Origin of the sequence: Parafrankia sp. EUN1f, assembly GCF_000177675.1 — a bacterium.
Lineage (GTDB): Bacteria > Actinomycetota > Actinomycetes > Frankiales > Frankiaceae > Parafrankia.
Window position 1 is genome coordinate 1 of record NZ_ADGX01000007.1, and the last position, 14,745, is coordinate 14,745.

The window sequence follows — 14,745 nt, forward strand, 5'->3', positions numbered from 1 at the left end:
GGGGGACGCCCCCGCGGCCGCCCACCCGCGACGGCGACCAAACGGCCGCGCGCCGAATACCGGCACCCCGTCAACTCAATGACTTCTCGGGCTTCCCGGCCGGTCCGCACCGGTGCAGACCGCTGGCCGCAGCCGCCTCGGGCCCCGGTCTGGCGCCCGACCCGGATCACTGCGACCGACCCCGGCGGCGAAACCCCCAGCCGACCTCCGCACACGGCCACCGCTCCAGCACCAACCCGCGGATGCGGGCCTCGACAGACATGGACGCCGATGCCGTGACATCACCTGTCGGTCGACGCCGACAGGCTCGACATCGGCCGCTATCCGGATGATCCGTCACCGGTTTTCCCGCCCGACGCACGTGGATCCGTCCACTATTTGGTGACCGCCGTCACTGTCGGGAACGCGGGACCTGCGCTCACCCGGGACGACGGGGTCGGCCACCCACCGACAAAACAGTGGCCTCGACCACATCCGCCGCCATTCCGGGCACCGCCGCGAGTCCACCGCGACCCGCGCCGAGGCCGGGCCGGACCCGACGGTCGAGCCCCCTCCAGAATTCACAACAGCACCATTCACAAGGCTTATAAAGACTCGGGAACGTTATTTCCGAAAATTAGATATAGCACTCCATCATACGGAAATTCGATGTCCGAAATGTCGCTAAACGGGTCTGCAACTTTCATGATCATCCATCCCGCGGCGGCTCCGAACCTTTTGGCGAGCGCCTGATCGAAGGGTCGACAGACAGCTCTGTCGGCGACCGTCAACCTCCCCGAGGAATGTTGGCAACGGCGCCATCTACGGCTATAACGGTGCCCACGCCATATCGCCGTATTCGCCCTCAGTGAGGAACTCGGGTCAGTTCGGTCGTTGTCCGTGCGACCTTCAGACGATCAAGGAAGCGAGCTGTATGCTGCTCACCGCTGCGCGCCGTATCGGCCGCGCCCTGCTCGTGGTCTTACTCGTGACCATGGGGGCCGTGGCACTTCTCAGCCTGGCGCCGGGGTCGGCGGCCTCAGTGATCCTGGGCGAGAACGCGACAGCCGAAGCGGTCGACGCCCTGAACGCCGAGCTCGGGCTCGACCGGCCCCTGTGGTCACAGTACGTGCACTGGATCGGCGACGCCGTCACCGGTGATCTCGGCACATCGCCGATCACCCACCAGCCGGTGCTGGACGCGATCACCGAACGTCTTCCGGTGACGCTGGAACTCGCCGCGCTGGGCCTGCTCGTCGCGCTCCTGGTCGCCGTGCCGCTGGCGGTGGCCTCGGCGGCCTGGCCGGGTTCCCTGCTCGACCGGGCGATCACCGCCCTGTCCTCGGTCTTCCTCTCCGTCCCCGCGTTCATCGCCGGGCCGGTGCTGGTCTACGTGTTCGCCCTGCAGGCCGGCTGGTTCCCCGTAACGGGCTGGACCCGCATCAGCGAGGACCCCGGCGAGAACCTGCGCGGCGTCATCCTGCCCGTCATCGCCATCGCGCTCACCGAGATCGCCTCGTTCCACCGGCTGCTGCGCACCGACCTGGTCGGAACGCTGCGCGAGGACTTCATCGGCGCCGCCCGGGCCAAGGGCATGAGCCCCGGCTACGTGATGGCCCGCCACGCCCTGCGTCCCTCGTCGTTCTCCCTGGTGACACTGGTCGGCATCAACCTCGGGCGCCTCATCGGCGGCACGGTGATCGTCGAGTCCTTCTTCTCCCTGCCCGGGCTCGGGCAGCTCGTCATCTACTCGATCACCGCCCGCGACGTCATCACCGTCCAGGGCGTCGTCGTGTTCATCGCCGTGGTCTACGTGGTCATCAACATGCTCGTGGATCTCAGCTACGGCTGGCTGGACCCGCGCGTCAGGAAGGCGGCGACCGCATGACCAGCCCCGATGTCGTGGCGAACACCACCGCCCTGTCCAAGACCGCACCGGGAGGCACCACGGCCGACGGCACCGCGCCCGACGGCACCGCGCCCGACAACACCCCGCCGCCGGCCGCGGCGGCGCCCGGCGCGCTTCCCGACGTGCCCGCGGTGCGCGAGCGACGCTCGATCCTGGTAGCGCTGTCCTTCGGCTGGCTGATCGCCATGATCCTGCTGGCCGCCATCGCGGACCTGTTACCGCTGACGTCCTACTCGGTGCCGATCGGCCGGCCGCGCCAGCCACCGAGCTTCGAGTCGTTCGACATGCTGCTGGGCACCGACCAGCAGGGCCGGTCCATCCTCTCCCGCTGCATCTACGGCGCCCGGGTGTCCCTGCTCGTCGGCACCGCCGCCGGCCTCATCGGCGCGGCCATCGGCACCTTCTTCGGGATGCTCGCCGGCTACCTCGGCGGACGGACCAAGGCCGTCATCGGCCTGATCACCGACGCCATGCTGGCCTTCCCGCCGCTGATCCTGCTGCTGGCCCTGTCCTCGATCCTCACCCCCAGCGTACGGACGCTGCTGGTCGGTCTGACACTGCTGATCATTCCGACCTTCGTGCGCCTCGCGCTGGCCAACACCATCGCCTGGTCGTCGCGCGAGTTCGTCACGGCCGCCCGGAACATGGGCGCCGGCCACGGCCGGATCCTGGTCAAGGAGATCCTGCCCAACCTGCTCCCCCCGCTGGGGGCGTTCCTGCCCGTCGTGATGGCGGCCCTGATCGTCGCGGAAGGCTCGCTGAGCTTCCTGGGCGTGGGCATCCCACCGCCCCAGCCGAGCTGGGGCGGCATGATCGCCGACGGCAAGGACGCCATCGAGAACGCCCCCCACATGGTCTTCGTGCCGGCCGCCGCCATCTTCCTCACCGTGTTCGCCCTCAACCAGGCAGGCGACCACCTTCGCCACCGCTTCGACCGCACCATGCGCGACTAGCTCCGGGCCGGACCCTGCCGGGGCACGGCGTCGGTCACGGCGTCGGCCGCGACCGCGCGCATGGTCACACCGCCGCACAGATGACCATCCGGACGGCCCCACGGCCGCTCGACGCCGATCCCACGCGTTCCGCTGCTGGCTGTCCGCTGTACGGCGTCGGTTCGCCACCGCCTCGACGTACCGGCCCCGTCGGCCGGCCCGGCCGGCCGTGCCCACGCCGGCTGCGGACAGCCGCGAAAGGTCAGTTCACGGCTCGGCTCACCAGGATGTCCGCCATCCGGGCGACGGTCGGGACGCCGTTGCCCGCCCGGATATCGACACGATCCACCACAGCGAAAGGCAGCAAATGTTACGCAGGACCCGAACTGCCGTGGCCGCCATCGTGTGCGGCACGGTCCTCGCTCTGGGGGCATGCGGCGGAAGCAGCGACAAAGCTGACACCACGTCGACATCCGGCGTCACCGGCCAACCGGTGGCCGGCGGCGAGGCGCGGATCCTCGCACTCAGCGAACCGAGCAGTCTCGACCCGGTGGTGAGCGGGAACAACGCGGTCATCGCCGGCGTCATCGGCAACGCGCTCTACGGCTCGCTGATGATCGACGATGCCGACGGCAAGGTCGTCTACCGGATGGCGGAGTCGTTCGAGACGACCGACAAGGGCGCCAGCTTCACCCTCAAGCTGCGCCCGGGCCTGGTCTTCTCCGACGGCACCCCGCTCGACGCCGCGGCCGTGAAGTTCAACTGGGACCGGTTCCGGGACCCGGCCAACCGCTCGACGTACCTCGCGGACGGATCACTGATCGCCTCCACCGAGGTGGTTGACAACGTCACTCTCAAGGCAACGATGGTGAGCCCGGTACCGTCCTTCGCCGGGGCGATCATCAACAGCTCGCTGAACTGGATCGCCTCGCCCGATGCGCTCAAGAAGGGCAAGGCGGAGTTCGACAAGAACCCGGTCGGCGCCGGCCCCTTCAAGCTGCAGAGCTGGTCCCGCCAGGCCGAGCTCCGCCTGGTGAAGAACCCGAAGTACTACGACGCGCCCAAGCCCTACCTCGACAGCCTCGTCGTGCGGGCGGTGACCGACGCCGGCCAGCGCATCAACACGGTGACCAGCGGCGGCGCCGACATCGAGATCGACTCGAACCCGGTCAACATCGACAAAGGCAACTCCGCGGACCTCAACGTCAACGTGGCTGTTCTCAACGGCGGCTTCTTCATGGCGTTGAACACCCGCCGGGCGCCGTTCAACGACATCCGGGCCCGGCAGGCGTTCAACGCCGCGATCGATCTGGACGCGGCCAACCTGGCCGTCTACAACGGCACCGGCGAGGTCCCCGAGACGCTGTTCACCAAGGACTCACCGCTCTACGCGGACGTCCCGCTGCACAAGACCGACCCTGCCAAGGCCCAGAAGCTGTTCGACGAGCTGGCAGCCGAGGGCAAGCCGGTCGCCTTCACCTTCACCTCGTTCGCGAGCACGGAGAACCGCACGCTGGCGGAGAACATCCAGGCGCAGCTCAGCCGCTACAAGAACGTCAAGGTCGAGGTCAAGGTCGTCGACTACGCGGAGGTGCCCAAGCTGCGCAGCACCTATGACTTCGACGTTCTGGTCAGCTCCGCCTTCTTCACCAGCCCCGACCCCCGGCTGACCACGGCCTTCGCCAGCGGCTCGGCCGCCAACCTCTCGGGCATCGAGGACAAGGCTCTGACCGACGCCCTCGCCGCCGGGCGGGTCGCCACGACGGACGCGGAACGCAAGACCGCGTACACCACGGTGCAGAAGCGGCTGGCCGAGCTCTCGCCGCTGGTGTTCTACACCCGGCCGAACTTCGCCGCGATCGCCGGTACCGACGTCGGCGGTCTGCACCAGTACGGCAGCGGCTCACTCCTTCCCGAGGAAATCTGGATCAAGAAGTAGTCGGTCGTCCGCAGGGCGGAGGAGAGGTCCCGCATCCCATGAGCATCGAGCCCGTCAAGAGCGCTCCGCAGGCAACGAGCGCCGAGCCCACCGGCAGCGCTGGGCCTGTTCTGCAGGTGCGTAACCTGCGTGCGTACATCGGCACCCCACGCGGTGTCGTCCGGGCCGTCGACGACGTCTCCCTCGACCTCGACCACGGCCAGGCGCTCGGCGTGGTCGGCGAGTCCGGGTCCGGCAAGTCGGTGATGGCCCGGGCGATCATGGGGCTGATGCCCGGACGGTCCGGCTGTTCGGGTGAGGTGCTGTTCCAGGGCCGGGACCTGCTCTCCCTCCCCCGCCGGCAACGCGCCGAGATCTGGGGCAAGCAGATCGCGATGGTGTTCCAGGACCCCGGTCGGTCGCTCAACCCGGTCGTCCGGGTTGAGCGCCAGCTCACCGAGGGAATGCGACGCCATCTCGGCGTCAGCCGCGGCGAGGCGCACACCCGGGCCCTCGACCTCCTGCGGGAGGTCGGGGTGCCCGACCCCGAACGGCGGCTGCGCAACTACCCGCACGAGCTCTCCGGCGGGATGCGCCAGCGCGTCATGATCGCGACCGCGCTGGCCTGCGAGCCGACGCTGCTGATCGCCGACGAGCCGACCACGGCGCTGGACGTCACCGTCCAGCGCCAGATCCTCGACCTGCTGCGGCGGGTGCAGCGCAGCCACGGCATGTCCATGATCCTCATCAGCCACGACCTGGCCATCGTCGCCGGACGCACCGACCGGACCGCGGTGATGTACGCCGGCCGGCTCGCCGAGGCCGGCTCCACCGGCGAGGTCTTCGGCGCGCCGCGGCACCGCTACACCCACGCGCTGCTCGAGGCGACACCCACCATCACCCACGAACGCCACGCGCCGATGCGTCTCATCACCGGCTCCCTGCCCGACCCCACCGATCCGCCGGCGGGCTGCCGGTTCGCGCCGAGATGCGCGCACGCCGACACCGCGTGCTCCGACCCGGGGCCGACGATGACCTCCGTCGGCGCTGACCACCAGGTCGCCTGTCTGCGCCCCGCGCAGACAGGCACCGAGAACCTCACCGGAGGTGAGCTCGTTGGCCGGTAGCGGGACCGCGCATCTGCGTGGCGAGGAAGCCCTGCTCAGCGTGCGGGAGCTGGTCGTCGAGTACCCGACGGGCGGCGGGGTCGTGCAGGCCGTCTCGAAGGTGAGCTTCGACGTCCTGCCCGGAAAGACACTCGGCATCGTCGGCGAGTCCGGCTGCGGCAAGTCCACCACCGGTCGGGCCGTGCTGCGCCTGGACCGCCTCACCGCCGGCGAGATCACCTTCGCCGGCGAGCGCATCGACGGTGTGAGCGAGAACCGGATGCGTGAGCTCCGCCGCTCCATCCAGATGATCTTCCAGGACCCGGTGGGGTCGCTGAATCCCCGGCGCGCCGTCAAGGACATCGTCGTCGAGGGCCTCGCCGTCGCCGGGGCGCCGAAGTCCGAGCGGGCGACCGCCTCGGCGGAGGTCCTGTCACAGGTCGGGCTGGGCAGCGAGCGGTTCGCCGACATGCTGCCGCGCCAGCTTTCCGGCGGGCAGGCCCAGCGGGTCGCGATCGGGCGCGCGCTCGCGCTGCGGCCCCGCCTGCTGATCTGCGACGAGCCCGTCTCCGCGCTGGACGTCTCCGTGCAGGCGCAGATCCTCAACCTGATCGAGGAGCTCAAGGCCGAGTTCGACCTGACCGTCGTGTTCATCGCCCACGACCTCGGGGTGGTGCGGGCGGTCAGCGACGACGTCCTGGTCATGTACCTCGGCAAGGTATGCGAGTTCGGCGACGCCGACCTGGTCTACGACCAGCCCGCGCACCCCTACACCCGGGCGCTGCTCGACTCGGTGCCGCTGACCGACGCCGCTCGCGGCTTCACCGGCCCCGCGCTCGAGGGGGACCTGCCCTCACCGCTGGCGCCGCCGTCCGGCTGCCGCTTCCGGACCCGCTGCCCGCGGGCCGAGGAGCGCTGCGAGGCCGAGGAGCCGCCGGTCCTCGAGATCCGTCCCGGACAGTTCGCCGCCTGCCACTTCCCGCTGACGCCGGTGACGCTGGCCGCGTCGGCCACACCGGCGGACACCGCCGTCGAGCCGGAGCCCACCCCGATCGCCGATGCCACGCCCACGCCCGATGCCACGCTCACGGCCCAACCCACGCCCACGCCCGAAGCCGAGCCGGCCACCGGGCAGAAGACGACCAAGGTGCGCAGCGGCCCGGACGCCACCGAGTGAGCCATCCGGTGAGCCACCGGCAACCGCCTCGACCGGTTCTGCCGGAACCCGCGATACCCACGGAACCGTCGGCAGCGCAGCTTCAACGAGCGGTGCGGGCGACGGTGGCGACGCAGTAGGGCTTGCCGGCCGGCCCGCGGGCGGTCACCTTGTACACGGCGACCGAGCGCCCGCGGTGCTCCGGCACGACGTCGTAGCTGACCGAGGCATCCACCTCGGCCCTGCGCAGGTAGTGCACGGTGACCGAGGTCGTCCGCAGGAGGCCTTCGGGGTCGTCAGCCGCCACCGCGGCCTGCTCCATGCCGCAGAACAGGATGCCGCCGTGCACGGCACCGCTGCCGTTGCCGAACTCCGGGCGGGCCGGCACCACGATCCGCGTGCCGCCCGTGGTGTCACCCGACCCGGCCACGGCGGCGACGGCAACCGCGGACGTCCGGGCAGGCGCGGAGGAGGTGAGGGAACCGTTCCACGCGGCGGGACCGAGGACGTCGAGGGCTGACAGCTCGCTCACCCCGGCCACGGTCGTCGCGCCGATCCGTTGGGGCTGCGCCCAGCCCGCGGCGACGAAGCGCAGGTGCGCACGCCCGGTGGCGACCAGCCGGCCCGCACCGTCGACGATCTCACAGTGCGACAGCCCACGCGCCGCGTCGACGTCGACGACCGTGCCGTATGCCCGCAGCAGCGGCCCGGACCAGGGCGGCGGCGTGACGATCTCGACCGAGAGCTCGAACGTCACAAGGTGGCTCCCGGCGGGGCGCGCCATGAAGACGGGCCGGCCGAGAACATCGTCGACCAGCACGCCGAGCGAACCGACGGCCGTGGTGGCGCCGACGCCGGTGAGCCAGGGGCCGACCCCCATGGTCAGCTCGGCGCCGTCGGGCCGCTGCCGGTAGCCACCGACCCGGAAGATCGCCTGTGGCCCGCCGATCTCCTCATCCGCCGTGGCGGCCATGGCCGCCACGGTCACCGTCGCCGCAGTCGGAACGGACGGACCTGTCGCCAGGCCGAAACCACTGTTGACATCCTCCCCGGTCTGACGGCCGGTGATTCCCACCCTCACGGGCAGGTTTTCCTGCTTCATCGACAGACGCCTCCCCATTCTAGGAACGGGGTGGTCTGACTCCGTCTCCACAGGCTGACACCGTGAGCCCCACGGCCAGAATGTTCCGCGCCGCGTTCACATCCCGATCGTGCACCACACCACACCGGCAGGCCCACTCCCGAACAGTCAACGGCAGAACCTCGACCCGCGCCCCGCAGAACGAACAGGTCTTCGAGCTCGGATACCAGCGGTCGACAGCGATGACCTCCCGGCCATACCAGCCGGCCTTGTACTCCAGCATCCGCCGCAGCTCCGACCACGACGCATCCGAGATCGCCCGGGCCAGCGCACGATTCCGGACCATGTTCCGCACCGCCAGGTCCTCGACGACCACCGTTTGGTTCTCGCGGATGATCCTCGTGGACAACTGGTGCAGATGATCCCGACGCCGGTCCGCGATCCGACCATGGACCCGGGCGACCCGAGCCCGGGCTTTCGCCCGGTTCGCCGAGCCCTTCGCCTTGCGGGACAGCGCCCGCTGCACCCGGGCGAGGCGTTCCCGATCCCGCCTCTCGTGCCCCGCGTTGGCGACCTTCTCCCCGGTCGACAACGTGACCAGCGACGTGACCCCGGCGTCGATCCCCACCCGCGCCCCGGTCTCGGGCAGCTAGGTCGCCGAATCGGTGGTCTTTCCTTTCCTTTTGAACGTCGGGTAGCCCGCCCGTTTCGCCCAGAAGTTCACATACGCGGCCTGCAAATACCGTAGCGTCGCCTGCAGCGGCCCCTTCGACGGCTCGGCGAGCCACCGTGTATCCGGCCCGCGTTTCCACCCGGTGAGTATCCTGTCGGTCTCGGCATGACCGAACCTGCGCTGCTCCTCGACCCAGGCCCGATGCCGTTCGGCCAACGCACGCGCGAGGTTCTCTACCTGTTCCGGATTCGGGTAGAAACGGTACCTGTATGCCCGCTTCACCACCCGATTCCCTATAGCCGGCAGAATACAACACGCCGCGGTCGCCCTGGCGGCGGAGTTGATGCGCTGACCCCGCCCTGAAGGACGGGGCCTGCGCGCTACCTTTATCGGTCACGAACGGATGCCCTCCATGCTCGTCCGCTGCGGCGTCTCCGCCACGAGGTCCGGACGCATGGTTCGTGCCGCGGCAGCAGGATTCAGTCTCCGCATCCTGCGGTCCGCTCCGTCGCCCGGACAAGCCGGGGACGCCTGCGTGTCAGCAAAGACACATTCCGGGCACCGGTCGAGGGCAGGGTGTCAGCTCGGCAGGAACGGGTTGTCCCAGGTGTCGAGAGCCGTCACGGTGCCCACCGGGCGGCGTCGCACCGGACCGTGCTTACCCTCCGGCCAGCCGGCCGCGACCAGCGACGCGATCCGCCAGTCGTCCGGCATCCCGATGACCGACCGAAGCTTGTCCTCCCCGAAGGTGAACCATGTGCTCGGCACCGTGCCGAGCCCTTCGGCCCGGGCGGCGAGCAGGAAGTTCTGCATGGCGGGGAAGATCGAGCCAGCCTCGATGAACTCGGACACGAACCCGGACAGGCGGTAGCAGAACAGCACGTAGACCGGCACCTTCTCGAAGTTGTCGACCAGGTGCAGCATGGTGCGGGTGAGCCGGGCCTGGCGTGACATGTCGTCGGGGGCCGGCGGCTCGGCGGACTGGCCGTAGATGGTGCGGACCCAGTCCCAGCCCTCGCGGAACGCCGGGCCCAGCACGGCCCGCGCCTCGGGCGACCGCAGGACCACGAACCGCCAGGCCTGCGCGTTCGAACCGGACGGAGCCCAGGTCGCCGCCTCCAGGCAGCGGGCGAGCACCTCGTCCGGCACCGGGTCGGGGCGGAACCGGCGCAGCGAGCGCGCGGTGCGCATGGCCTCGCGCAGGTCAATGGTGGGCGCGGTCCCGGGTTCGGAATCACTCATTCGGCTTTACACTCCTTCGGCACCGCGCCCCTGGACGGATACGACGCGGCATGAGGGAAACGACAGCGGTGACGACGTGGCTGAACGACAGCGGGGCCGCGCGGTCAGGCCAGGGCCTCGTCCGCCCATGCGAGCAGCGGCGGGGCGAGCAGGGGCCAGCGGGCGAACAGGCCCTCCTTGACCGCCTCGGGGGCGTGCCGGTCGTTCCACTCGGTGTCACCCCACGGCGGCTCGGCGAGCACGGCCCGCGGGAGCAGCTGCGCGATGCGCTCGGAGGTCTCGCGCCGGTGGTGCAGATCGCTCTCGCCGCTGCGGAACACCAGGGCCGGGATGTCCAGGCCGCGCGCGTCGTCGTCGGGCAGGCCCGGGACCAGCTCACCGTCGCGCGGGCTGTAGACCGCCATCCACCGCTCCATGGTCGCCAGGAACTCCCGGCGGTCCTGGTCGAGGATGCGCTGGCGGTTGGCAGGGTTGCGGGTGATGGGCTCCTGCCATTCCGGCAGTGCGGCCACGGCCCCCATCCCGCGGTGCCAGGCGGCGGTGAAGGAGCCCGCCGCGTAGTGGACGCCGATGCTCATCAGGCCGTACACGCCGCCGCTGAGCCACCAGATCGCGAGGCCGGCGGCGATGTCACGGTGGCGCGCCGCGGTGAGCAGGGAGACCCGGGAGCCGCCCGAGCCACCCGCGATGACGGTCGGGCCGAGGTCGAGGTGGCGGATCAGCCCGGCGAGGGCGTCGGCCTGCATCTGCGACTCGGACTCGCCGTCGAAGCAGACGTCCGACTCGCCGGTGTTGGGACGGTCCCAGACCAGTACCCGCCGGCCGGTGGCCGCGATCTCCGCCGCGAGCTCACGGATTCCCGGATCGTCCTTGCTGTACCGACCACCCGGAGTAATCACCCAGGGCTGTCCGGCGGCGCCGATCAGGTCGTAGGAGATCGATAATCCGTCAACCGTTGCTAGTGCCATGGCTCACATATTAACATTGATGTCTATGTCAAGTTCCCTAAAAGAGAGTGGCCTGTTCATCGTCGACGCGGACTCCCACTGGTCCGAGCCGCCCGATCTGTTCACCAAGCGCGCGCCGGCGGCGTACCGCGACCGGGTTCCGCGGGTAGCCGATGTCGACGGCACTCCCATGTGGATCTTCGACGGCAAGCCGGTGGGGCGCTTCAGCGCCGCCGGTGTCATCGGGCGCGACGGCCGCAAGGAGGCCGCCGACATCGCCCTGCACCACTGGACGGTCGACCAGGTGCATGTCGGGGCCTACGACCCCCAGGTCCGCCTCGGGGTGCTCGACGAGTGCGGCATCGACGCCCAGATCATCTTCCCGAGCACCATCGGCCTGGGCGGCCAGGACCTCGGCGCCGCCAGCGACCCGGCGCTGACCAGGCTTTCCGTCGAGATCTACAACGACGCGATGGCCGAGATCCAGAGCGACTCGAACAACCGGCTGCTCCCGCTGCCGCTGATGCCCGCCTGGGACGTCGACCTGTGCGCGCGGGAGGCGAGGCGGGTGCACGCGCTCGGCGCCCGTGGGGTCAACATGACCTCCGACCCGCAGGACCTGGGCGCCCCGGACCTGGCCAACCGGGCCTGGGACCCGTTCTGGGAGGTCTGCACCGAGCTGCGGCTGCCGGTCCACTTCCACATCGGGGCCAGCGTCACGACGATGACCTTCTACGGCAAGTACCCGTGGGAGTCCCACGGCAGCAACACCAAGCTCGCCATCGGCGGCACACTGCTGTTCATCGGGAACGCCAGGGTCGTCACCAATCTCATTCTCTCCGGTATCTTCGACCGGCACCCGGGGCTGAAGACGGTGTCCGTGGAAAGCGGCGTCGGCTGGATCCCCTTCATTCTCGAGGCCCTTGACTACGAGATGGCCGAGAACGCGCCGGAAGAACTCGCCGCGCTCGGCAAGGCGCCTTCCGAGTACTTCCGCAGCAACATCTACGCCACCTTCTGGTTCGAGAAGAACCGGAACAACCTACCGGCCCTCATCGAGGCCGTCGGCGAGGACAACATTCTTTTCGAGACCGACTTCCCGCATCCGACCTGCCTCTACCCGAGCCCGCTGGAGACCGTCGCGCCCAAGCTGGCGACGCTCGCTCCCGAGACCCGGGCGAAGATTCTCGGGGAGAATGCACGCAAGCTGTACCGGCTCTGACGCATCGCCGCCGCGGTGGCCCGCTCCTCCCGTTCCCGGCCACCACGGCATCCCCTGTCCGCCACCGCAGCAGGCCCGGCGCCTGGCTGCGAGTCAGGAGTACGCCCGCGTGAAGACGATCGGCCACTGGATCAACGGCACCGCCGCAGCCCCCTCGGACCCGAGCCGCCTCGGCCGGGTGTTCGACCCGGCCCGCGGGGTGCAGACCGCCGAGGTCACTCTCGCGTCACCGGTGGATGTCGACACCGCGGTCCGCGCCGCGGTGGAGGCGGCGCGCACCTGGGGCGCCTCCTCGCTCTCCCAGCGGGCGACGCTGCTGTTCCGGCTGCGTGAGCTGCTCGACGGCAGCCGGGACGAGCTCGCCGCGGCCATCGCGGCCGAGCACGGCAAGGTCCACTCCGACGCGCTCGGCGAGGTCGCCCGAGGCATCGAATGCGTCGAGTTCGCCTGCGGCATCCCGCACCTGCTGAAGGGCGCGCACAGCTCGGAGGTCTCCCGCGGGGTGGACGTCCACACCGAGCTGCACCCGGTCGGGGTCGTCGCGGGGATCACCCCGTTCAACTTCCCGGTCATGGTGCCGCTGTGGATGCTCTCGAACGCGCTGGCCTGCGGCAACACGTTCGTTCTCAAGCCGTCGGAGAAGGACCCGTCGGCGTCGCTGCTGCTGGCCGACCTCATCACCCGGGCCGGCTTCCCCCCCGGCGTCTTCAACGTGCTCCAAGGTGACGCGGAGGCGGTTCGCGGCCTGCTGGCCCACCCGGACGTCGCCGCGATCTCCTTCGTCGGCAGCACGCCGGTCGCCCGCAGCATCTACGAGACCGGCACCGCGGCGGGCAAGCGGGTGCAGGCTCTGGGCGGGGCGAAGAACCACATGGTCGTGCTGCCCGACGCCGACCTCGACGCGGCCGCCAACGCCGCCATCTCGGCCGGCTACGGGTCGGCGGGTGAGCGGTGCATGGCGATCTCGGTCGTCGTCGCCGTGGGCGACATCGGTGACAGGCTCGTCGAGGCGATCGCGGCCCGCATTCCGGACATCGTCATCGGTCCGGCTACGGACGAGTCCTCGCAGATGGGCCCGCTGATCAGTGCGGAGCACCGTGACCGGGTCCGCTCGTACGTGCAGCGGGCGACCGACGAGGGTGCCCGTGTCGTCGTCGACGGCGAGACCGCCGGCCGCCCGGACGGATACTTCGTCGGATGCTCGCTGGTCGACGGGGTGAAGCCGGGAATGCGGGTCTACGACGACGAGATCTTCGGCCCCGTTCTCAGCGTCGTGCGGGTGGACACCTACGACGACGCCATCGCCCTGATCAATGACAACCAGTACGGCAACGGCGTCGCGCTGTTCACCCGCGACGGCGGCGCCGCCCGCCGGTTCACCCGGCAGGTCAACGTCGGGATGATCGGTATCAACGTGCCGATCCCGGTCCCGGTGGCCTGGCATTCCTTCGGCGGCTGGAAGGCCTCCATCTTCGGCGACGCGCCGATCTACGGCCCTGAGGGAATCCGCTTCTACACCCGCCCGAAGGTTGTCACCTCACGGTGGCCCGAAACAGCCGCCGTCAGCGCCGTCGACCTGGTCTTCCCCGCCAACCGCTGACAACCGCTGGCCCCACCTGCCGACGCGCCCACCAGAAACCGGTCGGCCGGCCGATCAGAGTCGATCGGCCGGCCGGCTCCCCCGCGTTGCCGGCTCATGTTCCCGGCTCCCGCGTTCCCCGCTCCCGCGTTCCTACCGCGGCGCGCGGCGCAGGATCTGGCGGGCCTGCGCGACCAGCGGCGCGTCGATCATCCGGCCGTCGAGCAGGAACACCGCGCTGTCGGTGCTGCCCGCCACGACCTTCTCCGCCCAGGCGACCTCGTCCGCGGACGGGCGGAACGCCTCACGCACCACCGCCGCCTGCGACGGATGAATGCAGGCCTTCGCCACGAAACCGGACGCGACCGCCTCGTCGGCCTCCGCCCGCAGCCCCACCGCGTCGGCGGTGTCGAGGAAGACCGTGTCGATCGCGGGCACACCGGCCACCGCGGCGTTGAGCAGCACCGTGGACTTGGCGTACCGCGCGACGTCGCGGTATCTCCCGTCGGCCAGCCGGCTCCCGCTGCCGCCGATCGAGGCCATCAGGTCCTCGGCGCCCCACATCACGCCCGCCAGGTTCGACGCCTGCGCGATCTCCGGGGAGGCCAGCACCCCGCGGGCCGTCTCGCACAGCGCGACCACCTGGTACGGCGCCGCTTCCTCGACCTGGCGGACGCTCTCCGCCTTGGCCAGCATGATCACGCGATAGTCGGTCCGCCCGAGGGCGCGGAGGTCCTCGTCGTAGTCGGCGGTGGTGCGCGGATTGACCCGCACGATCACCCGCGACGGATCCACCGGGTGCTCGACGAGCGCCTCACGGGCCAGCGGCCGGCGCGCCGCGGAGACCGCGTCCTCAAGATCGAGGATCACCGTCTCGGCGGCCGCCAGCGCCTTCTCGTACCTGTCCGGCCGATCGGCGGGGCAGAACAGAAGGGATGCTCCCAGGGTCCACTCGGTCACGCTTTCTCCAACCTCGACAAAGACCGGCGAGAACTCATGCC

At 70.2% G+C, this 14,745-nt stretch carries 11 protein-coding genes and 1 pseudogene; 7 read left to right on the forward strand and 5 right to left on the reverse strand.

The genetic code is table 11. The annotated features are described in order from the left end of the window. Positions 1 to 913 precede the first annotated feature (913 nt). The 5 genes from FREUN1FDRAFT_RS02950 to FREUN1FDRAFT_RS02970 all read left to right on the forward strand — a co-directional run bounded on the left by FREUN1FDRAFT_RS02950 (position 914) and on the right by FREUN1FDRAFT_RS02970 (position 7,021). Entirely contained in the window at positions 914 to 1,867 is a 954-nt protein-coding gene (locus tag FREUN1FDRAFT_RS02950; protein ID WP_006538451.1) for an ABC transporter permease, read from the forward strand. Further along, complete coding sequence (locus tag FREUN1FDRAFT_RS02955) at positions 1,864 to 2,841, forward strand: ABC transporter permease (RefSeq protein ID WP_006538452.1); 978 nt, start codon at positions 1,864 to 1,866, stop codon at positions 2,839 to 2,841. The genes FREUN1FDRAFT_RS02950 and FREUN1FDRAFT_RS02955 overlap by 4 nt, the downstream gene beginning before the upstream one ends. Positions 2,842 to 3,187: 346 nt before the next feature. Continuing rightward, entirely contained in the window at positions 3,188 to 4,759 is a 1,572-nt protein-coding gene (locus tag FREUN1FDRAFT_RS02960; RefSeq protein ID WP_006538453.1) for an ABC transporter substrate-binding protein, read from the forward strand. 38 nt (positions 4,760 to 4,797) lie between these two features. Next, on the forward strand, positions 4,798 to 5,865 hold the full coding sequence (locus FREUN1FDRAFT_RS02965) for an ABC transporter ATP-binding protein (protein ID WP_006538454.1): 1,068 nt from the start codon (positions 4,798 to 4,800) through the stop codon (positions 5,863 to 5,865). Beyond that, positions 5,846 to 7,021, forward strand: coding sequence for an oligopeptide/dipeptide ABC transporter ATP-binding protein (locus FREUN1FDRAFT_RS02970; RefSeq protein ID WP_369809768.1), 1,176 nt, complete (start codon positions 5,846 to 5,848; stop codon positions 7,019 to 7,021). The genes FREUN1FDRAFT_RS02965 and FREUN1FDRAFT_RS02970 overlap by 20 nt, the downstream gene beginning before the upstream one ends. Before the next feature lie 82 nt (positions 7,022 to 7,103). Here the strand turns inward: FREUN1FDRAFT_RS02970 and FREUN1FDRAFT_RS02975 are convergent, their stop codons facing one another. The 4 genes and pseudogenes from FREUN1FDRAFT_RS02975 to FREUN1FDRAFT_RS02990 form a co-directional block, all read right to left on the reverse strand. Next, positions 7,104 to 8,102 carry a PaaI family thioesterase gene (locus FREUN1FDRAFT_RS02975; RefSeq protein ID WP_006538456.1) on the reverse strand — a complete coding sequence of 333 codons (999 nt, stop codon included), beginning with the start codon at positions 8,100 to 8,102 and terminating at the stop codon, positions 7,104 to 7,106. A gap of 19 nt (positions 8,103 to 8,121) precedes the next feature. Beyond that, positions 8,122 to 9,036 (reverse strand): annotated as a pseudogene (locus tag FREUN1FDRAFT_RS45795) (RNA-guided endonuclease InsQ/TnpB family protein). Between the two features lie 297 nt (positions 9,037 to 9,333). Further along, entirely contained in the window at positions 9,334 to 9,996 is a 663-nt protein-coding gene (locus tag FREUN1FDRAFT_RS02985) for a nitroreductase family protein (RefSeq protein WP_006538459.1), read from the reverse strand. 104 nt (positions 9,997 to 10,100) lie between these two features. Continuing rightward, positions 10,101 to 10,964 (reverse strand): alpha/beta fold hydrolase, encoded by an 864-nt coding sequence (locus tag FREUN1FDRAFT_RS02990; RefSeq protein WP_006538460.1) that lies wholly within the window; start codon positions 10,962 to 10,964, stop codon positions 10,101 to 10,103. Positions 10,965 to 10,989: 25 nt separating this feature from the next. Between FREUN1FDRAFT_RS02990 and FREUN1FDRAFT_RS02995 the strand changes: the two genes are divergently transcribed. Together FREUN1FDRAFT_RS02995 and FREUN1FDRAFT_RS03000 are read left to right on the forward strand one after the other, a co-directional pair. Then, positions 10,990 to 12,165: an amidohydrolase family protein gene (locus FREUN1FDRAFT_RS02995; RefSeq protein WP_006538461.1), complete on the forward strand. Its 1,176-nt coding sequence runs from the start codon at positions 10,990 to 10,992 to the stop codon at positions 12,163 to 12,165. A gap of 109 nt (positions 12,166 to 12,274) precedes the next feature. Further along, complete coding sequence (locus tag FREUN1FDRAFT_RS03000) at positions 12,275 to 13,765, forward strand: CoA-acylating methylmalonate-semialdehyde dehydrogenase (RefSeq protein WP_006538462.1); 1,491 nt, start codon at positions 12,275 to 12,277, stop codon at positions 13,763 to 13,765. A gap of 132 nt (positions 13,766 to 13,897) precedes the next feature. Here FREUN1FDRAFT_RS03000 and FREUN1FDRAFT_RS03005 read toward each other — a convergent pair whose 3' ends face one another. Continuing rightward, positions 13,898 to 14,704: a CoA ester lyase gene (locus FREUN1FDRAFT_RS03005; protein WP_006538463.1), complete on the reverse strand. Its 807-nt coding sequence runs from the start codon at positions 14,702 to 14,704 to the stop codon at positions 13,898 to 13,900. Positions 14,705 to 14,745 lie beyond the last annotated feature (41 nt).

Excerpts from the sequence above, each read along its gene's own strand:
- FREUN1FDRAFT_RS02955 (WP_006538452.1), top strand. The coding sequence starts at position 1,864 with ATGACCAGCCCCGATGTCGTGGCGAACACCACCGCCCTGTCCAAGACC.
- FREUN1FDRAFT_RS02965 (WP_006538454.1), top strand. The coding sequence starts at position 4,798 with ATGAGCATCGAGCCCGTCAAGAGCGCTCCGCAGGCAACGAGCGCCGAG.
- FREUN1FDRAFT_RS02950 (WP_006538451.1), top strand. The coding sequence starts at position 914 with ATGCTGCTCACCGCTGCGCGCCGTATCGGCCGCGCCCTGCTCGTGGTC.
- FREUN1FDRAFT_RS02990 (WP_006538460.1), bottom strand. The coding sequence starts at position 10,964 with ATGGCACTAGCAACGGTTGACGGATTATCGATCTCCTACGACCTGATC.
- FREUN1FDRAFT_RS02975 (WP_006538456.1), bottom strand. The coding sequence starts at position 8,102 with ATGAAGCAGGAAAACCTGCCCGTGAGGGTGGGAATCACCGGCCGTCAG.
- FREUN1FDRAFT_RS02985 (WP_006538459.1), bottom strand. The coding sequence starts at position 9,996 with ATGAGTGATTCCGAACCCGGGACCGCGCCCACCATTGACCTGCGCGAG.
- FREUN1FDRAFT_RS02995 (WP_006538461.1), top strand. The coding sequence starts at position 10,990 with ATGTCAAGTTCCCTAAAAGAGAGTGGCCTGTTCATCGTCGACGCGGAC.
- FREUN1FDRAFT_RS02960 (WP_006538453.1), top strand. The coding sequence starts at position 3,188 with ATGTTACGCAGGACCCGAACTGCCGTGGCCGCCATCGTGTGCGGCACG.